Source organism: Paraburkholderia fungorum (assembly GCF_046027215.1).
Classification (GTDB): domain Bacteria; phylum Pseudomonadota; class Gammaproteobacteria; order Burkholderiales; family Burkholderiaceae; genus Paraburkholderia; species Paraburkholderia fungorum_D.
Map to the genome: position 1 here is coordinate 2219215 of NZ_JAQQEN010000002.1, position 20679 is coordinate 2239893.

At 56.4% G+C, this 20679-nt stretch carries 14 protein-coding genes; 6 read left to right on the top strand and 8 right to left on the bottom strand.

Going from position 1 to position 20679, the window contains the following annotated elements; translation table 11 throughout:
• Positions 1-22 precede the first annotated feature (22 nt).
• Entirely contained in the window at positions 23-1537 is a 1515-nt protein-coding gene (locus PQR27_RS30405; protein WP_408527273.1) for a mannose-1-phosphate guanylyltransferase/mannose-6-phosphate isomerase, read from the bottom strand.
• Positions 1538-2154: 617 nt separating this feature from the next.
• On the opposite strand from PQR27_RS30405, the gene PQR27_RS30410 reads away from it, so the two are divergent.
• Together PQR27_RS30410 and PQR27_RS30415 are read left to right on the top strand one after the other, a co-directional pair.
• Positions 2155-3402, top strand: coding sequence for an O-antigen ligase family protein (locus PQR27_RS30410; protein ID WP_408528355.1), 1248 nt, complete (start codon positions 2155-2157; stop codon positions 3400-3402).
• A gap of 52 nt (positions 3403-3454) precedes the next feature.
• A complete protein-coding gene (locus tag PQR27_RS30415) occupies positions 3455-4054 on the top strand; it encodes a phosphatase PAP2 family protein (protein WP_408527274.1) in 600 nt (199 codons plus the stop codon).
• Positions 4055-4064: 10 nt separating this feature from the next.
• On the opposite strand, the gene PQR27_RS30420 is transcribed toward PQR27_RS30415, so the two are convergent.
• From PQR27_RS30420 to PQR27_RS30445, 6 genes are all read right to left on the bottom strand, one after another.
• Entirely contained in the window at positions 4065-5255 is a 1191-nt protein-coding gene (locus PQR27_RS30420) for a glycosyltransferase family 4 protein (RefSeq protein WP_408527275.1), read from the bottom strand.
• A gap of 52 nt (positions 5256-5307) precedes the next feature.
• The gene (locus PQR27_RS30425) at positions 5308-6621 is read right to left on the bottom strand and encodes a lipopolysaccharide biosynthesis protein (RefSeq protein WP_408527276.1); all 1314 of its coding nucleotides are present in this window, start codon (positions 6619-6621) and stop codon (positions 5308-5310) included.
• 29 nt (positions 6622-6650) lie between these two features.
• Positions 6651-7661: a glycosyltransferase family 2 protein gene (locus PQR27_RS30430; protein WP_408527277.1), complete on the bottom strand. Its 1011-nt coding sequence runs from the start codon at positions 7659-7661 to the stop codon at positions 6651-6653.
• Positions 7662-7734: 73 nt separating this feature from the next.
• Complete coding sequence (locus PQR27_RS30435; protein ID WP_408527278.1) at positions 7735-9195, bottom strand: hypothetical protein; 1461 nt, start codon at positions 9193-9195, stop codon at positions 7735-7737.
• A 3-nt stretch (positions 9196-9198) separates the two neighbouring features.
• On the bottom strand, positions 9199-10314 hold the full coding sequence (locus PQR27_RS30440) for a glycosyltransferase family 4 protein (protein WP_408527279.1): 1116 nt from the start codon (positions 10312-10314) through the stop codon (positions 9199-9201).
• A 62-nt stretch (positions 10315-10376) separates the two neighbouring features.
• Entirely contained in the window at positions 10377-12719 is a 2343-nt protein-coding gene (locus PQR27_RS30445) for a polysaccharide biosynthesis tyrosine autokinase (RefSeq protein WP_408527280.1), read from the bottom strand.
• 1230 nt (positions 12720-13949) lie between these two features.
• Between PQR27_RS30445 and PQR27_RS30450 the strand changes: the two genes are divergently transcribed.
• From PQR27_RS30450 to PQR27_RS30465, 4 genes are all read left to right on the top strand, one after another.
• On the top strand, positions 13950-14858 hold the full coding sequence (locus tag PQR27_RS30450; RefSeq protein ID WP_408528356.1) for a helix-turn-helix domain-containing protein: 909 nt from the start codon (positions 13950-13952) through the stop codon (positions 14856-14858).
• 54 nt (positions 14859-14912) lie between these two features.
• Complete coding sequence (locus PQR27_RS30455) at positions 14913-15920, top strand: ATP-grasp fold amidoligase family protein (protein ID WP_408527281.1); 1008 nt, start codon at positions 14913-14915, stop codon at positions 15918-15920.
• Positions 15921-16006: 86 nt separating this feature from the next.
• Complete coding sequence (locus PQR27_RS30460) at positions 16007-17122, top strand: glycosyltransferase family protein (protein ID WP_408527282.1); 1116 nt, start codon at positions 16007-16009, stop codon at positions 17120-17122.
• 43 nt (positions 17123-17165) lie between these two features.
• Entirely contained in the window at positions 17166-18104 is a 939-nt protein-coding gene (locus PQR27_RS30465; RefSeq protein WP_408527283.1) for a hypothetical protein, read from the top strand.
• Positions 18105-18199: 95 nt separating this feature from the next.
• Here PQR27_RS30465 and PQR27_RS30470 read toward each other — a convergent pair whose 3' ends face one another.
• Positions 18200-19759 (bottom strand): hypothetical protein, encoded by a 1560-nt coding sequence (locus tag PQR27_RS30470; protein WP_408527284.1) that lies wholly within the window; start codon positions 19757-19759, stop codon positions 18200-18202.
• Positions 19760-20679 lie beyond the last annotated feature (920 nt).

Sequence of the window (20679 nt, forward strand, 5' to 3'; positions counted from 1 at the left end):
CCGCCGGGTCATCGGAACTGATTTAGCCGCATCGTCCGTACTTGTCGTCAAATCTGACTATGTCGTCTTCGCCAAGATACGTTCCCGACTGCACCTCGATGATCTGAAGCGGTACACAGCCGGGATTTTCCAAACGATGGCGTATGCCAAGCGGAATGTAGGTCGACTCGTTTTCGCCCAGAAGGAACTGCTCTTCCCCGCGAGTGACTAGGGCGGTACCGCACACCACGACCCAATGCTCCGCGCGGTGGTGATGCATTTGCAGCGACAGACGCGCGCCCGGCATCACGACGATTCGTTTCACCTGGAAACGGTCGCCATGATCGATCGAATCGTAGAAGCCCCATGGACGACGGACTTTTCTATGCGCGTCGGCTTCTGGAGACTTCTCGCGCTTGATGCGCGACACCAGTGCCTTGATGTCCTGCACGTGCGAGCGGTCCGCAACCAGCACGGCGTCGTCGGTATCGATCACGATCATGTTGTTCGTGCCGACACACGCAACCAGCCTGCCGCCTTGCGAGCGCGCATAAGTGGCGGTTGCGCCTTCGAACAGGACGCGCCCGTTCGAAGCGTTGCCGCACTCGTCCTTTTCCATCGCCTGCCACACCGCATCCCATGAACCGAGATCCGACCAGCCCGCTTCGAGCGGCACCACAATTCCGCTGAACGGCGAATCAGGCTTGCCCACCTGCTCCATCACTGCGTAATCGATCGAATCGGATGGTGAACTCAGGAACCCGGCTGCGTCGGGGATGACGCATTCGTCGGTTTTCCTGGCACCTTGATAGGCCCGCACACAGGCAGCGTACATCTCGGGCTGAAAACGCTCGATAGCCGCCAGCCAGACGGACGACCGAACCACGAATATGCCGCTATTCCACCAGTAATGGCCGGATTCAACATATTGCGCAGCAAGCTCCGCAGCGGGCTTCTCGACAAAACGCTCGATGCGATGCGCGCCATCCGGCAACGCGTCGCCGAGGCGGATATAGCCAAATCCCGTGTCGGCGCGGTCGGGCGGAATGCCCAGTGTGGCGATCTCGCCCTTCAGTGCATGGCGGGCTGCAATATCGATCGACTCGTGAAGCGCAGCCAGATCCGCAATCGCGTGGTCCGCGGGCATGGCGATCAGGATGGCATCCGGTCCGTCAGCGCATGCCGCCAGCGCGGCAAGCGTGAGAGCCGGTGCGGTATCCCGACGCGCCGGTTCCACGATGATGCGCGCGTTCACGCCGATTTGACGAGCCTGTTCGTAAGTCGCGAAGTAATGCTCCGCGCCACACACGATGAGGGGATCCGCGGCGATCTCCCACGTCGCGCTGAAACCGGCCATACGTCCCATCGTGGCCTGTAGCAACGTCTGGTTGCCGATCACGTCGATCAACTGCTTCGGAAACTGCTCGCGCGACACCGGCCACAGGCGAGTCCCTGACCCACCGGCCAAAATCACCTGCACGAGCGGCGGAAAGTCCACCAGGACCTGATCAATCGCTTCGCTATCCATCTCGCCGGCAACTACCGTGGGCTTGCTCATTGAAAGCTCCTTTGTATTGAAACCCGCTGGCGAATGAAATCTCCACGACCGCGCTCAAAGCATTGCGCCGTCAATCGCGCCATTGGTTTCTTGTGTGACAGGACGACCGTATCAGGCGGACAAAGCCAGCGATGCGGTTCCCGGTGACAAAAGCTTCACGCGTTGACCGTCAATCTGGCCCGACCGGAGAGCGTGGACAGCATTGCGGCACGATCGCACTGATATGCCGTTCAACAGTAACGACACGTATCGACGTCCTACCGACAAGCTGGCGCCAAAGAGCAGTACTTGATCTGTTTCATCATAGTCAGGCTACGCTGCACCACAGCATTCCTGGCGCGAACAGTTGAGGTTTTGGCCAAGGTCGTTGGACCTGTTTTCGCAAGTGCACCAAACAGAGGCGATTTCCACGCCTGATAGACAGGGAGGTTGGAAATCAATTTTTAGCCGTGGTACCTTCCACGTGAAGGAGTTGATGATCTGGTGTAAAAGATAGAGCGCCGATATTGTCCGTTGTCCGTAACACGCTGGCTTTTGGCGTCCCACTCCCAAGTTTTGTTCTGCGAGTGCGGAGTGGTCCCCAAAAACTGTACGCCATCCGTTTACCTGGAGCCGCAATGGCTTACATATCGCTACTCGCACTATTTCTGACGGTCACCAATCTGGTACCTGTGAGCGCGGTTGGGCTGATCCCTCTCGTCTTTTGTCCGTGGCGCTTTTTCGGACGCAGCTACCCCGCGTTCATGACGCCTCTCACCGCGTTCACGCTTCTGGTCGTGGTCTCCACGCTGCTCTACGATCCTCGCTCTTTCCTGGAATTCGATTTCTATCGGCGTGACGGCAATTTCTTCATCTCGTACGCGCCTATTTTTGCCGGTTGCCTGTACACGCATCGTTGGGACCTGAATAAAGTGCTGCGCACGTTCTTCGTGTTCGCGGTTGTAATCAACATACCGCCCTACGTTTATTACATCGCCCACAATGGCTTACTCAGTATCTTCGCGCGTCCCGACGACAGCTTTGGCAGTTACTTCATCGCGCGCAACGCGGCAGGCGGGTTCTTCGCCATGCTGCTTTGCCTCGGCATCGCATGCTATCTGCACAAGCGCAGCAAACTGCTGCTGGCCTTGTTCGCGGTCAATGCGCTCATGCTGTTCTCCACCTACAGCCGGGGCTCGTTGCTAGGTGTTCTGGCGATACTTCCCTACCTCTACTTCGGCCGCAAACGCTGGATGCTGGCCACCCTGCTAGCCGGCCTTATCGTGGGCTCCGTCGCGATGGCGATCTACCATACGGATTCGAAGATCGACTATATGGGTTACACGTTTACCATTGAGAATCAGGATGCTAAGGTTGCCAATCTGAACATTCGCTACGAATGGCTGTGGCCGCGGGCTCTTGCTTATTTCGAGCAGAGCCCGGTCGTAGGCCTCGGGTTCGGTTCATTCGACGATCATATTGGCAGCGTGACCTCTTACTTTCATCTGCTGGGCGTCCCTTCAGACGCGATCATCGAACATAGCGACTCGCATGCTCACAATTCTTACCTGAACTTCCTTGCGGAACTGGGCGTAGCCGGTCTCGCGCTGATGCTGAGCTTTTACTGGAGACTGATCGAATGGAGCAAACACGGCGCAGCGGCCGCCGCACTGTTCGCCGGTGGGCAGAACTTCGCCGCCTTCCGGTTTGTTGAACTCTCGTCGGTGTGCCTTCTTGTCATGGCCGCGACTGAACATCGTCTGGTCTCGCCATCGAATGTGCTAATCCTTGCTCTTGTCATTTCCCTGTTGCTGGCAGCACGGTCGGTCAACGCCGCCGCGATCGAACATCTTCGGCAGAAGTCAAACGGCAACCTGCCACTCTGACTGCCCCCACGACGAGCCGGCGTGGCTGCGAAAACGAAGAAGAGAGAATCCCATGTGGACCCTGTTCACGAACTTAGGCGACGCCGCCATAACGGTGCCCGTAGCGGCTATCTGTGTCGGCTGGCTGGCATTATTCAACACCCGTCTCGCATGGCGGTTGGTCGGTGCGCTCGCAGCCGGAACTGCCATCGTCGGTGCAACCAAAATTATCTATGCCGGTTGGGGCGTCTCCATCCCGGCTACCGATTTCCGCGTCATTAGCGGGCACGCCATGTTGTCGACTGCCGTGTGGACGGTAGCGATTACCCTTCAGCTGAAGTGGTGGCGTCTGCCGGCGCTTCCAGGCGTCGGCGCCGGTATGGTGATTGGCGCGCTTACCGGCTTTTCCCGAATCATGGACCACTCCCATTCGTTTCCGGAAGTATTTTCCGGCTGGCTTCTCGGCGCACTAGTGGCCGTACTCTTTTTACGGACCGCTATCAACGTCGAGTCTGAGCGCATCGGGCCGATCTGGTTCACCCTCAGCCTTTTGCTGGTCTCCATGCTTGCCTATGGGCACGAGGCGCCGCTTCAATACCTGATCGATGTTCACTCATCACAAATCCATCGCCATATCCCATCTGTCAGGGCCTTCCTTGGCCAGATCCACTAACGCATCACACTCACGACACGACGTCAGCAACATGACGCTGGTTGGCCGGTAACTGGCCCATGACCGGATAAGGGAGAAAGTGTTCGAGGAAGCCGTATGGGAGTCGGGAGTCGATAAAATTCATTAGTGCCGCTTTGAAGTTCTCTGACGAAAAACGCTCCGCGTTTCTACGGCATGCACGGGGGTCAAACAGAGTAGCGTTACGCTCAAACCGGCCTATCGCTGCCAGTAAAGACTCCGCTGTCTGTTCACCAAAGAACACGCCAGTTGGCCGTTCAAGCGGCAAACCGATGATGGACTCGAGCGCGCCGCCTCTGCCGAATGCGATGACCGGCGTTCCGCAAGCCTGGGCTTCCACTACCGAAATACCGAAGTCCTCTTCCGCAGCGAACACAAATGCGCGAGCACGCCGCAAATGATCGACAAGCACATCGAATGGTTGATGACCGAGGATCGTGACGTTCTCGCCAGCGACTGCCTTGATCTTCTTCATGTCTGGACCATCGCCAATCACCACGAGCCGGCGCTCAGGCGTCTGCGAGAAGGTCCGTACGATCAGATCGATACGCTTATACGGCACCATGCGTGACGCCGTCACGTAAAAGTCGTCCTTTTGCGTGCACATCGTCATATTTGCCAGATCGACCGGCGGGTAAATGACGGTTGCTTCACGTTGGTACGTTTTTCTGATCCGCCGGGCAACGAACTGGGAATTCGCCAGGAGATGATCCACGCCATTGGCCGAGCGCGAGTCCCATCCGCGAATATAGTGAAGCAGGACGCGCGCCATGACAGACTTGATGCCAGTGCTTAGATGAGACTCAGCAAGATATTGATGCTGCAAGTCCCATGCATAGCGAATGGGCGTATGGACGTAACTGACGTGGACCTGGTTCGGTCCGGTAAGAACGCCCTTGGCAACCGCGTGCGAGCTGGAAATCACAAGATCATAGCCCGACAGGTCGACTTGTTCGATCGCGATCGGCATCAACGGCAGGTAGGCACGATAACGTTTGCGCGCCAACGGCATATTTTGAATGAAGGAAGTCTTGACGGATTTCCCCTTCACGCAATCGCGGTCTTCCAGAAAATCGACAACCGAAAAGATGTCGGCTTTCGGAAAGCACTCGATGATATTTTTCAACACCTTTTCTGCACCACCCGAAACCACCAACCAATCGTGAACAATAGCGACTTTCACTTCGACCTCCTGTGAGATTACGGCCCAGGTCCTTCCCCTTTCACAATCAGATTCACTCGTCCTTTGCAGGTGTATGAGGCCGGATGCCGCATGCAACCCGAACCATCCCGAGCGCCCGCTCGCCACCCGGCACGAGACTCACCATTTCGAGGCGGATCACGACAACCACCAGCATGACCGATAGCAACGCCTCGCCGATTACCCGGGCGAATGCGATTCCAATGGCGCCGTACCAGGGCGCAAGAATGAGCGCCGCGACAAGATTGATCAGGCCCGAGGCGATGCCCACGGTGGCAAGCAGGCGATCCTTCCTTCTCGGCAGAAATACGTAGCCTGCAACAAACTCGTTAAACGCAGCGAACGGGAACATCCACGCGAAAATCTGCAGTACGTGGGCACTGGGTTCGAAGGAAGCGCCCAGAATCAAAGGCAGAACGAAAGGCGATAGCGCCAGCGCGCCACAGAAAATCAGCAGCCCGTATCCCATCAGCAAGGTGGCGCCGCGCCGGGTCGTTTCATGCGCGCCTTCGGTGTCGCCCTGTGCGAGCTGTCGCGTGATGGTGGGAATGAACACCTGCGCGGCCGGCCCCATCAGCGCGAGCGCGATCGTCGCGAAACGTTCAGCCGCGCCGAAATAGCCGACCTGATCGGGCGTGGACAATAGCGTCAACAGGTAAGTCGACGACGCCGTAAATACGACCGACCCGGAGGAGTAAAGAAAGAGCATGGTCGAATTTCGCACGAGAGGAACGATGCCAGTCAGCCTGAGACGTGGCCAGCCCAGTTGATAGATCGTAAGACCGTAGGAGACGATCGTGGACGCCACACCCGCAATCAACAGGCTCGCAAGCACCCACACGGCGTCATCGGGTCCTTTTACGAAGGTCAAAACCAGCACAAGGCTCAAGACGAAGCCGAACACCTCGATCATGATGGGGGTTCGAAACTGATGACGTCCTTGAAACAGCCAACCGAGGTTCATTCCCGACACGATCCCCAGCAGCGTAGCCAGTACACCGATCAGAGGACGTCCGGACAAGGCGGGCGAACACATTGTGGCTACCAGGCCTATGCATCCGCCCATCAATCCATGCGCAACACGCGCGCTCACATGCAACGAGAAGATGTCGTTACATTCCGCCGCCGATTGCGCTTTCGACACATCGCGCATGCCGACAGGGCTGAAGCCGTAGTTGACGAGCATCCATATCACGTTCATGAGTGACATCGACGCGAGTACCCGGCCGTACCCTGCCACACCGAGCATCCTGCCGTAAAACGGCACCACGATGATGAGGTACACATACCTCATCAAATAGCCGCCGTAGACAAACCCGATAAGCCGAATGCTCTTTCGTCGATCCATTCTGTCCTCCGTACGCGCGTGGCTGGACTTCAGCGCCCAGCCACGCGACGGCGGGCAAGCGGGTTGGAAATATACCGCACCACGAAGTCGGAAAGTGGCGAATAGGGGACGAGACACAAACTTGAAAGCACGAGCGTGCCAAGTTTTTTCTTGAGGCTCCAGAATGGATTCGCGACTATGGCGTGCAAATAGTGGCGAGAATCACGCATCATCCAGCGCCACCGGCTCTTGAGCGTTGCGCGATAGATGCCTGAGCAAAAGTGCGCCTTCTCGTAAGAAAAATCGTGAAATGCCGGAGGAAGCTCCACCTGTAGCCGGTCCCTCGCGATCTTCCTCAATATTGCCCATCTCAGGTTGAACGCTTCCGGCGCTTTGTTGATCTGCTCCGAGTTTGCGAACGACACTGTCACGCTGCCCGCGTTGTGCACGCGATAGCCTCCCAATGACTGTCGGACTGTGGCGACACGACCTACCAGAGCAGTGCCGTAGATTGCATAGAAGTCCGCTCCGTAGCGGTTGATGTTCGCTTCCGGAACCGGAAAAATGCGCCTGAGCGCGCTCACCCGGTATGCATTACCCGAGGCAGGCGGCGACGGATACAGCCAGCCATCCAGCAACAGTTTTCCGCAATCGGCAGGCGGGTCGGTGTGAGGCACATAGGCGCCCAGCGGCGCGCCCGCGCTGTCCATGACATTCAGGCGAAACTGCACCTTTGCCCAGTCGCCGGATGCGAAAAGCCGCATCACTTCGGAGACCGCGCCCGGATAGAGAACATCGTCTGAATCGAGAAAAATCGCATATTCCGTTTCGAGCACCTCGATGGCCTGGTTATAAGCGGACACCTGGCCGCCGTTCTCCTTGAGCATCGGTTCAATGCGTGTTCCAAACTTCTCGATGATCGCGCGCGACCCGTCGGTCGAGCCGTCGTCGATGACCATGACGTGCGTCGCCGGATAGTCCTGCGCGAGCGCCGATTCGATCGCAGCGGTCAAATAGTGCTCGTAGTTGTAGTTACAGATCACAACCGTGACGTGGTTCATGACATTCCAACGCAATCCAGAGGTTCGATCAGTCGAAACTCGACGACCGTGTAACTAAGGCAATGCTCGCTCACTACGCAATTCCACGCACAACGACATACGCAAGGTGCTTAGGCGGCTTGTTATCGGCCCCATTGACGCGATCCGGCACCTTGAAGCGAACCTTGAGGGCTTCGTCGTTCCATGCCACGGCAACGTCATCACGAGCACTCACCGTACCTGTCAGCGCGTCGATAAACTCCACCCGTGCGTTGCGTGAAGACGGCGCTTTAAGCCCCCCTACGGTGACGCTTTGCCAACCCGGATCCGCGCTTACCTGCATCACGACGTCATGGCCGGAGAGCAACGCACTTCCAGAAGCTCCTCGATCGAACTGCAACGGTTTCGAAAAGCGTGCCAGGGATCCGCTCGCGGTCTGATTCAGCACGACCAGGCTTCGGCCGGATACGTTGTAAGTCCGCTTCGGCGGACCGCGATGCGTCAGACGGAAAGGCTCGTACCCATCCCAGTGATAGACCATCGACAGATATTTGTTCGAATCGTCCCAGTTTCTGTCGAGTGCCCACACGGCGAAGTCGAAGAAATAGCGTGGCAGGTAGTGCGGGTCCTTCATGTACGCGTCGCCGATTTCGGTTTGCCAGATGCCTCGTGCGGGCCCGTTCCTGACGTACTGCTGATACAGGGAATCCAGGTCGGCGACGGGGAGATAATGCGTGTCGATGTAATCGACCCAATCCAGCATCCGTTCCTTCAACACCGGGCTCCTGTACTCAAGCCATGTCCTGAAGTTGTCGAGGCCGCCCTGGTCCGGCCATCCACCGTAGACGACGTACGCGCGGTAACGACGGATAACGCGGGCCGCCGGAATATGGATGCGTTCGACGTAGTCCTGCATTGCACGCTCGTACGGTTTCGAACTCTTTACGTTCCCGTCGGCATCCGCGCCATGCCAGAAGGTTGCCTGAGCCAGCCCGCCCGACAACTTGCCCGCTGCCTCGTTCCATATCTGGAAATAGCGCAGGTTATAAGGCGGCGCGGAATACTTGCGCACTACTGCATCGACATATCGCGTCCACACCTCCACGTCCACCGGCGCCGAATTGGCGTCACCCGGCACACTCGCGTTCCACGTCGGCGTGTAACCGAGCTGCAGGAGCGAGCCGATCCCATTGCGCTGATTCGCGATCAACGCCGGCGGCAGGTCGCTATCGAACGCGGAGCTGGTTTTGTCGATGCGCATCACGTCTTCTGGCCCATCCGGCTGGCCAGGGCCGACCGAACTTCGCCCCCAACTGATCCCCATTGCGCGCCACATCTGAACATCGCCGGGCGCTCCCGCCCAGCCATTCGAACCGATCAACTCCGTGATCCTGCGGCCACGATCTCCCGCAGACCCCGACTCGGGCGTCAATGCCGACGCAGTCTTGCCACGCGCGAGCGGCATCGCCGCTCCCGCGAGTGCCGCGAGTGTGCGCAACGCGCGCCGCCTGGCGGCAATACTCATGACCCGGTGCTTGCGTCTGGCCACAAACATGGATTAACTCGCCGACGCGCCAGGCGCCAGATCCGACAGCTGCTCGCCGGCATGGCCGTACAGAAGCTGAAGTACTTTCCGCGCTGAATATTCCCAGCGAAACTCGCGCGCATGCGTCACGCCCATTGTTCGGTAACGCTGCCGCAGTTCCGTGTCAGCCATCATCTGGGAAATCTTCGCCGCGATATCGTCCGCCGACGTCGCGTCGCAGTACATGGCGGCGTCGCCACACGCTTCCGGCATCGAGGTCCGCGAAGAGGCGATCACCGGGCAGCCGCAGTACATGGCTTCGAGAGGCGGTAATCCAAATCCCTCGTATAAGGACGGAAAAACCAGGCATGCCGCATTCTCATAGAGCGATTTCAATTCGCCATCCGACACAAACCCCGCCCACACAATCTGGCTGGGACAAGTCCGCAACGCCATATTCTCGCCGCTGAAGACACGTTTATTGCGGCCGCCAACAATGACGAACTTCACGTCCTTCAGATGTCCGAGCTTATCGGTCGCTTCCAGAACACGTTGCAGATTCTTTCGTGGATCAAGGCTGCCGACGATGACGCAATAAGCGTCTCTTACAAGTTCCAGACGCCTCATGACTGCCGGGTCCGATACGACCCGGTCCAGATGATCCGCGCCAGGCGTGACGACCGTGACACGCGACTCATCCACCTTCAGGTGAAAACAGATCCGCTTCTTCGAGTAGGTCGAGACCGTCAGAATCAGCGGCGCCATTCGCGGCAACATGGCGAAACAAATGCGATACCAAAGCCGGAACTTCCTCGAGAAGCCTTGCGGAACATCGTAGATCGCCATGTCATGAACCATCACGACCTGCCCGCGCTTGAAAATCGGATTGGTGTTGCACAGGTTGAGGAGCATCATTCCTCTCGCCGCAATGGGCAGCGTAATCTGCTCCCAAAGCGTGCCACGCAGCCATGGGAAGCATCGTTTCCGCTTGAGCTGCGCGCCAGGTTCCACCACGTTTTGAGGCACGAAGACGTCCGGTTCGTCCCCAGGCGTTGCGCTCATTTGCATGGCCCGGGTGAGTTCATAAGCCACACGTTGAACACCCGTGACTGTCTGTGAGGTGAACTTTCCGTTGATTGCAAAGCGCATCGTCTTCTCCGTTTGGCGGCGTCGCGAAACATCTGCCCGCAAGTTTCGTGCGGCGTGTGCTATCAATGCGTTGCTTCGAGATCACCTAAATCGCTGGCATAGTTCGTCACGTAGCCATAATTTCGCGTGCTTCGCTTAAGCGGAATGCCATTGAAGATGGCACCGGCAATGCGTCCTTCGGCGCGTTCCATCTTCTTGACTGTGTCCGCAATTTCCTGCTCGCTCTGCATCCCCGAGCGCAGAACGAGTAAGGATGAGCCTGCTTCACTTGCGATGATGGAAGCGTCCGTGACTGCGAGAAATGGCGGCGTATCGATGATTACCATGTCGAACTGGCTGGCGACTCGCTCCAATAGCTCTTTGAAGTGGAGCCCCATGAGCAACGCCGCGGGGTTCTCCGGTCGTATGCCGCACGACAGGAACGTCAAACCGTCGATACTTGTCGGGCGCAATGCCTTACGCAAACCGAGCCGCCCCGAAAGCACCTCCGAAAGACCTTCCCGGTTACTTTCGCCGAATAACGCGGCGAGGTGGCCTCGGCGCATATCGGCGTCTATCAGGAGGACGCGCGCGCCGATCTCCGCGTGCAGGATCGCGAGGTTCGCCGCAACAAAGCTCTTTCCCGCTGAAGGCGTCGGCCCGATCACCATCAGAAGGTTATTGCGTGCATGCGCAAGGTCGCGCGCCACCGCTGTGCGCACGGCACGAAGTGCCTCGACCGATGTGTCGTGCGGAAAACGCGCAGCAAGGACTCTCGTGTTCTCGGCACCAGGAGACGGTGCTACAAACATTCCGGCCGCACCGTCAGGAAGCTGAATATCGGCGGCGCTTCGCGGAAATGGCAGATTGCTACGTCCACTCACGCCTGGCAGAGATTTGCGGCCGGCGCCCGCGCCGTAGCGGTCGAGTAACAACTGATGCTGACTGAACAGGATCTCGCCGAAGACCGGCACGCTCATGCGATTTTCCACGTACCTCGGGTCAGTCACTCCGGTCATCACATGGCGGCGCATGAAGACCAGCACGACCCCGGACAGAAGTCCCAGTGCCAAACCGCCCGAAAGCACGATTGCAGGCTGTGGTCTCGCCGGACGATGAGGCCTGATCGCGGCGTCGACGATATGCGCGCCGCCCGATGTACTGGCACGCCGGACCTGCAACTGCTCGGCTTTCTGGACCATCCCGAGGTAGATCGCTTCCGCAACTCTCTGCGCGCGAAGAAGATCGACGCTCTGACGCTCGGACGACGGCATGCCATTGAAATGGCTGTCGAATTGCGCCTTCGCATCCTGCAATTGCGCAATTTGCCGGTCGGCACTCTGTACCCAGCGGCTATCCGCGGTATAGCGCTCCAGAAGTTGGGTACGCTGTATCTGCAGGCCCGCTATCTGCTTGTCAAGGTCCAGCCCGCCCTGAAGATAAGCCTGTGCTTCGTTGGTCGGCTGCATGGACCGCGCCGCGCCACGGAAATGCTTGAGCGCATCCTCGGACTTTCTAAGGTCCGCCAGCAAACGGGGAAGCTCGCGGTTAATGAACGCTAGCGTGGTCGTGTCATTGAGTTGCCGGGCGGCAACTGCATAAGCAAGGTACTGGTCGGCCAGCGCATTGGCGACTTCGGTCGCCTTATCCGGACTCTTATCCTCATACTCGATCTGAAGAAGGCCGGAGTCCTTTACCTTGTCGCCAACCTTCACCAGTTCTCCAAACCGCTTTATTGCGTCGAGCGAATTCCAGCGAATCACCTGAAATTTAGTGCCCGGACGCGCGTCCAACTGCTTAACAAGTATGGAAACTTCATTTTGCTGGACCGCCTTGCCCACTACGCCCTTTACAAGCAACTGATCCGACGGACCAAGCAATTCGTATGCACCCCCTGCGAGGGCGACCAGCGTCAATTTCTCTTCCTCGAGGTCCTGCGGCACATCCAGCGATCCGATCTGAACGCGCTCTCCGCCCCACGCAAAAGACTTCAGTCTGAGCCATGGCGCTGACGGCTCCCCCGGAGTGGCAAATTTCTCGGCGATGTCCGCCAGCAATGGAATCGTGTGCGGCTTCACCGACACGTCAAAGCGGAATCTCTCAATGACCGGTTCCAGTACCGAGCGGCTGCGCATCACGGCCATCTCAGTCACCGGCGACGGCGCAGGCGGCGGAAGCGCTTCCTGATTTTGCAAGGCGAGGCCGAGCGCATTCGGTTCCGGCGGGTCGACACGCACCAGCACGTCGGCCGAGTAGATTGGCGGCGCAATGAGCAGATAAGCCTCCGCCAGCGTTAGCACTATGACAGCCGTAACCACGATTTCCCAAATGTGATCCCGCATCAGCGTGAGCATTCCGCCAGCGCTGAGTTGACCACGCTCCGTGCTGGCAATGGGAGAGAGCGAATTTGAAGGGTAGTAATCCACTGGTTTGATCCTTCCATGTTTGATGGGCAGAGTAATGACTCGTTACTGCTCTGCTGCACCACCAGTTCGTGATCTGAAACCGCCGCCGAACGTTAGATGTGGCATGACCGGCGGCACCTCGGAGTGACGTGCTGGTTCAGGTTGGGTCGAAGAGTCGTGGTCAGGACTCCCTGGGCGACGCAGTGCAGTACGGCCTGTGGCCTTTCGCCAGCGGCTTGCGCAAGCCGCCCAGAAACGCCGCCTTTCTGCAGGCGACGCGACGATCAGTTGCATGCATACGACACTCCTATCTCATCGCGTTACTACATGATTCGTAGTCCAACTCAAAAACGGACTGCACTGTGCATTGCTAACAACGCACCACTCTGTGTCCCGAACAGGCGGATATGTATGTTGGGCTACCTGATATCGACGACGTCAGCCTCTAGCTGCGCAGAGACTTCGTGAGAAAGCGTTGCCATGGAAAGCATAGCTTCGCGCAATCGCGCGCTTGCTTTCGTGGCATCACGAATGCTTAAGCACCAAGGCCTTCAGCGGTCTTGGAAAAGGTAATTGTTATGTGCTTGCCACAGCGGCTAGACGGCGTTTTACAGCAAATTACCCGGCGGACAAATTCGAAATTCGACGAATCGCCAGCGCGAATTTATCTATGCATGTTGCGGTGAAGCATAGCCGCAAAAGACGCGTCATATCGACGACGGCATAAATTCGGGTGTTAATGGCCGATTAAGTTGAACGCATTACGATTTGGCCAATTCGGAAAGCGTTGTTGCGATCTGTAACTGCTGTAACAGAGTTGTACATCGCGTCGCGACCTGTAACAGAACCTTAGTGACAGTTCAGCCAGTGCAAACGCGTGTTTGAACGCCCGCAGCTCGCTGCGCCCCTTGCCAGCAGGCTAGAAGGTCATCAACCGACGGTCGGATCGAGCGATCTTAGGTTATTGGATGCGGAAAAAGTTTCTGATTGTATTGGCTATTAACGCATTTTTCTACACATCTCAAGGTAACAACTTCTCCGATCATGACAATTACGCCAAAACACCTGGAATACCGGCCAAACTCGTTTCACCAATTTCGATCGGCTAATCTCCTACCTAGCATGTTTCGTGTGTTTGGAGAAATGAGCGTGATGACTTCCACCGATTTTCTTACGTCGTGCGTCAATGAACGTCAGAATGGCATGAAAGCTGTCAAGCACATCGGTCTTCTGATTTTCCACAACTGTTCCATGTTGACCGCTGGAGCTATCGGGGATGCTTTCCGGCTCGCCAACGAGTTCAAAAGAGCGGGAGGCGACGAGCCTCCTTATAGGCTCTCAGTGCTGTCCGACGAAGGCGGCCTGGTGACCAGTTCATCTAACATCCTGATCTGGACGCACAGTCTCGAACGATATAGCCTGGCCGATTTCCACGCGTTCTTTGTGGTCTGTCGTGACGCCACTGAAACCATGGAGCCCAACGATCGCTTTCTTTCGTGGATCTCGCGCCAGGGTTCGATCGCATCTTTTGGTATGCCGCATGGCGCGAATCTGACCGTGGTTTGCAAGAACCGGTCGCAATCAACAGTGCCCGTCTTTCTCTTTGAACGCTGCGGCGATGCAAGCAGCAGCAGCGTGACGCCTGCCGACCTGGCACTTGCGCAGATCGAGCGAGATCTGAATTCAGTCACCGCGCGAAAGATCGCCCGTGTATTGCAAACGAATTACGTCGACCAGAACAAGCCGGAACTGGACGATGCGAGCATGACCACAACAACCGAGAAAATCCGCGAGTCGGGACGCTGGATCAAGGAGAACTATAGCAAGGCCATCTCCGTGGCCAAGGCAGCCGAATTCGCAGCAATGAGCAAACGCAATTTTCAGCGTCGCTTTAAATGCGAGTTCGGCTTGACACCGCTCGAGTATCTGTTGCGCACGCGCTTTGACTTTGTCTGCACGATGCTAAGAAGTTCCGATTTGCCTGTCGACAAAATCGCGAGACGCTGCGGAATGGGTGACGGCAATCGACTCGGTCGCCTGTTCAAGGAGCGATACGGCATGTCACCCACGCAATTCCGCACGCAGCAGCACATCGAATCGGAAGAGCGATGGTTGACGCCCGAAGATGGCTGCGATACCGCGACTGAAGTCTTGCGATAAGCGCCCTGATTTTTGGACTGCAGGTTCGCGACCGCACCAACCACGGATTGCAACATGACGACCACAAAGTCCGCACAGTTCGACCAGGAAACCGCCACATCTACGGCAAGGCACAGGGAAGCGCAATCATCTGAAAACTTCGCGCACGAAGACGTGAGCCTCGCGCCGGGAGATCTGTATCAGCCGACGCAGTTGCCGGCTTCCGTAGTCGGCCGGCTCAAGGAGGCAGCGAAATGCATGCTGCCGGATTCCGTATTCCTGAGTCTGCTGCATCACAAGTGCATTGGCCGCTATCCGAATCTTCTCCGCCCTGCTACCTTCAACGAAAAGATCCTGCAACGAAACCTCAGACCCGATCCCCGCTATATCAGCTTGACCGACAAACTGTCGGTAAGGGAGTATGTTGCGTCCAAGATAGGAGATAAATATCTCATACCGTTGATTTCGGCGCCGGATGCGCTGACGCGTGAGGTCTTCGACGCGCTCCCATGTGCCTTTGTAATGAAGGCAAACCACGGCAGCAGCTTCGTCGAGGTTGTTAGAAACAAGTCCGAGACCTCTTTCAAAAAACTGCAACTTCTCGCCGCGAAGTGGTTGTCCACCGACTTCTACTACATCGCACGCGAGAGGCATTACCGCGCGATCAAGCCGCGTATCTTTTTTGAGCACCTGCTTCTGGACCAATCCGGCCAGATACCGGCCGATTACAAATTGCATTGTTTTGGCGGCCGGCCGGGGCGTCCCATCATCTACATACTGGTGATATCCGACAGGTTCGGGAGCGCGACGCACGGCGATGTGTACGACGTCGACTGGAACCATCTCGATGTAGCCATCGGCCGCTACAAACGGAGCGCCACGCCCGCTCCGCGCCCGAAGAACCTGGAATCAGTGCTGGACGCTGCGATGATTCTATGCGAAGACTTCGACTATGTTCGCGTGGACCTATATGCTCCGGATAACGAGGTTTACTTCGGCGAGCTTACCTTCACGCCAGGCGCTGGCGTGCTGCCATTTACGCCTGACAGCATTGACTTCGAGTGGGGAAAACTGCTGAATTGAGCGAAGGCCACCGAGACCGCCTTCTGGAAGAACGATGCGCTAGAGCGGATGTCTTTGCGACCTTCGACTCAACCGGAGAGGTATATATGACGCAAACTACCAGCGGAGAATGCGGCATGATTGGCAACAATGTAGCGGAGGGACCGCGGCCCCGGGTGATGATGTGTCCATTCACCAACCCAACGAATCGGTATATACAAATTCAGAAAGATCTCTATAGCTCGATCGGTTATGACGTCGTGCCGCTTTCCATCAAGGGTTTGCTGAAGGGTGGATTCTTCCAATTATTCAAACCGGACAATATTCTCGCTTTTCATTGGCTTGAGTACCGGCCATTCAAACGAGACAAAGGCCCAGCACAACTGAGCATACCGGGGTCCCTGCTCTTCGCATTCTATTGCTCGCTCATGTTGATAGGGCGGGCGAAAGTCGTCTATTTTGTGCACGATCATGCGGTCCACGATACGAGCGGCTTCAACAGGCGTCTGTCGGTTCGGATTATTGCCTTCGTACGCCGCCTGGCAGACTTTTGCGTGGTCCACGCGCCGGATTTCCAGGCGCAATACAACGCGCAATATCTGCCGCATCCACTCTATTGGGATGCGCCGGGACAGGCTCCCACCGCGCCTAAAAAAGATGACACGACGCCACTGTATTCGTTGCTCGGCGTGATTCGCCCATACAAGCAGATTGATGCTTTGCTCGATGTCTGGCCGAGCGAGTGCAAGCTACATATCGCCGGGCACGGCACGGAAGCCTACCTCGCGAGGCTGAATGAAATCATCGACAAGCGATCGCTTCAGGACGTCGTGCGCCTCGACGCCAAATTTCTATCCGACGCAGAGTTTGCCCAGAGCATTGTCGATAGCGACGTGCTGATCCTGCCACATGCGGCCGATTCAATGCTGGTGAGTGGCGCGTTTTTCGAGGCAATCGGACGCGTGAAGTTGCTGATCTCGCGCTCGACGCCATTTATGGTGTGGGCTGCCAGGAAGTTCGACAATGTCATTCTGTTCGATGACATTGCGGAGCTCCCGAAGATTGTTCGCTCGGTGAGCGAGTCGTGGCCCGCGATTGCTCGCGACGCGGGCAACCGCCTGGCTATCGACGAATTCGGCTGGAATGCCTGTCGTCAACGCTACGGGCAGTTTTTTGAAACCGTTGAGGGTCACCGGGGCGCGGTTGAAAAGCCGGTTGTTTAGCGATTTCTGCCTCATAAAAACCGTGCGCAGGAGAAAGACCTGAATGCTAGCTTCCAACCTGGTTCCGCGACGCTTTAAGACCTTGCTATATAGATATGTTGCTGAGCGTCCTCGGGAAATCACGCTATTCGATACGCTTCGCCCGAAGTTCGTTTCGATGAAGATTCCTGGCGAGTACCGACCTTGTAATCCATCACTGTGTTTTGATGGGGAAGGTTATGCCGTCATTGTTAGATCTGTCAATTATGAATTATTGGAGAGCGGCGGCGTAAGGCTGCATGGTGAAGGCTACGACACCATAAACTACATTGGCAACCTGTCCACGAGTCTTGGTATCTTAAGTATGAGCTCTCTGGAAGACGCTGCTTTCCGACACGCATCAGCTGGAGGCGACGGATTCGAAGATTTACGAACTTTTTTCTGGAAAAAGAATTTGTGGTGCCTGGGTAGCGCGCGCAGCAATTCGGACGACACTAACACGATGGCTCTTCAGAAAATATCAGGAAGCAGTGTGGTGGAAAGCTATCTTATCGAGTCGCCATTTGGTTCAAGTCGGGAGAAAAACTGGATGCCTTTCGTTTCCGACGGGAAGCTTTATGCGATACACACAATGAATCCGCTGACAATCGTCGAAATCAGCGAGCGTGGCGCGACAGTGTCGCTTCGGAAGCCATTGAAGGTACCGAAAGATCTGCTGGGATCCTCTCAACTAGTCCAGTGGAAGGATGGTTGGCTGTGTATCGTACATGAGCGCAGTCGAGGGAAGAGACATCTTTATAAACACAGATTCGTCTATTTCGATCGGGGCTGGAATGTTGCGATCTCTGAACCGTTCTACTGGAAAGAGTATGGCGTGGAGTTCTGTTGCGGGCTAGCGGTTCATGATGGAACGGTAGCGGTCGGGATTGGTGTCAACGATTCGGAGGCGATCATCGCTCAGTTTGATGAAACTGATATCGACGGGCTGTTGGAATTCGCTTAGATAGCGAACACCGTGGCGGCCAACGAATACACCTGGTCTCCTCCAAGCCATTCAAGAGGAGACCAGACATACGATGCAATCAAACGCTTGCCGGCTTACTTATCCGGATTGCCACTAGTAAAGCTCGTAAATGCACTGTACGACGGATTGATTTGCGAGCCGTTCAGCATGATGCCGAAGGTATTATTTCCGCTATCGAGTACGTAGTACATCACGGACTGGATGTTGTGAGTCTTTCTCGCCTGATAGTACTTGCCCAGCTGTGCGGTGATGTAGCTCGCCCGATAAGCCTGGGTTTGTTCCGGACCCGTGTTCCACTCGGTGATGATGAAAGGCACACCATATCTGGCCTTGCAATACGTCGGCAGATCGAAGCCCGGGCCGGCGCCGTCGGTGCCGATGTTGAAGATATCGCCGTAGACCTCGTAATTGTGCCAGGTAGTGACGTCCCAGCGCACCGTGGGATAGCCGCTGCTGCCGTTCGGTTGAGTGCCTTCCCACAACGCGTCGGCTGCGCCAACATCGTTCACGCAGAAATTGATACCGCACTTCGCGGAAGGCTGAACCGATTTCACCCCGTCAATCATGCCACGCATAACGCCTCGCATGACCGGCCAGTTCGTATTGTTGAAATCGAGAGCCTTCGTTCCTGCGTTGGTGGAATCCAGAATGATGGCGCCGTCCCGTGTCAGCTCATTGCCGCATTCGTAGATGGTCACGCCATACGCCATTAGCGCACGTGCAACTGCTGAGCCTGCCGTGTAGCCAGCGCTGTAAGCGGTCGACTCGCCGCTGAACAGTTTGCCGCTGCTGTCGTAGAGACCCTGGTTAATCAATACAATCAGCGTGATCCCAGCCGATTGGAAAGTTTGCGCCAGTTTGGCTACAGCATTTATCTGGGCCGGGTCGGACGTGCAGCCGACACGGTAGCTGGTGCAGCCCATCCCCTTCAGTATCGAGGCCAGTTGCGATGGCGAGTACGTGTAGTCGAAGTGGCCATTCATACCGTAGAAGCAACCTGCAGCCGGAGCAACCGCGATGCGCGGATCCGTGCACGCCAGCCATTGAGCGGCCACCTCTGCATTCGCGTAAAAGTGACCAGCCGTGTTGCAATGGTAGATCTTGCCGCCGTACCAGACGACGAGCGACACGTTGAAATTGGTACCGACGACAGCGCCGTTCTTGTAGATAACACCATTAACGAGGGTCCACTTCGCGCCCGACTTATCAATAATGTACGGCGCAGAAGGTAGCGTGGTGCCGTCCGCAGAAACGCTGCCCACGCGCGGATCGATGCAGCTCAGCCATGTCGAGCCGTTCCATTGATAGAACTGACCGCTCGTGTTTTCGTGATAAATGCTCCCCGCGTACCACAGCGCGAGCTTCACATTGTAGTTGTTCCCCGCTTTTGCGCCGTTTTGATATACCACCCCGCCCGACAGCGTCCACACGGCTCCCGTGCTGTCTGTAATCGAAGCTGCCGGCGGCATCGACGTGCCGCTAGCGGATGCGGCACTTGCACGTACCGTTGCTTTGCTGACAGCAGATCCAGGAGCGCCGCTGCCGCTGTCTTCCGAGCCTCCACCACAAGCGCTCAAAAGATAACTTCCACCAAGGGCTGCCAGCCCACCAATAAATTGACGTCGTTTTACCATGGCCAAATATTTTCCATTGTCGATAAAAAACCCAGATATTGGTTTTTTTAGGTTTCGAATGAGTGAATGCTTATAGATGTTTCTACTTGATTCGCGATCCTAATTATGTAAAAAATCTTCTTACATATCTTGGAGTCGACTTAAATCCTGATTGAACGGCTCAAGGGGACGCTCGATTAAACGCGCCAGTCCAGCGGACGAGCGTCACCGATCGCTACGGCGAGCGGATTCGCGCGTCATACAACGTTTAAAAAACGATGGGGAGACGACGTGACTACGACACCCATTACTGCCTGGACCCTACTGCTGCGCCTCGCGCAAACGTTTCACCGGACGGGCAGAGCTACTGCAATCGCCCGGCAAATTCTTCGCACGCTCGCCGTGACCGGGGTAAATCGTACCCGCAATGCCCGTTCTTCCCCAGAAGAAATAGTACTTTTCGGACAAATAGTAAGAATCTTTCTAATAATTTGCCGCATCGAAAACATCCCTGCTTTCTCATGATGATAATAGGATTGGACGATCGTCAGATTTCTCACTTCGACCCCAAGGAAAAGTCTCGTACTTTGGGCAGCGAATCCGTGGGCAGCGTCTGGCCACCGGCGATGCACCGTTTGAGGGCGCATCTCCAACCGCGCTTCGATCGCAATCATGCGCAGGAGTACGCGAATTTTGTCCAAACGTAAGTGGCGGCAGTTGGAGATTCGAGCAAGATCTCTCGGTCCATTGAAAGGCGCCATTACGATGTCACCGATCAACGGCATCGGGATTAATACGCCGCATGGACGAAGAAATTCAGTGCAACTTTGAATAGGCAGCTGAATGCGGGAATAGAAATCGACTACCCCAACCGGCTACGGTCGCGAACGAGTTGAATGAACTGGCTGAGCGCGCGCAAATAAAACAAGTACACGTAACCG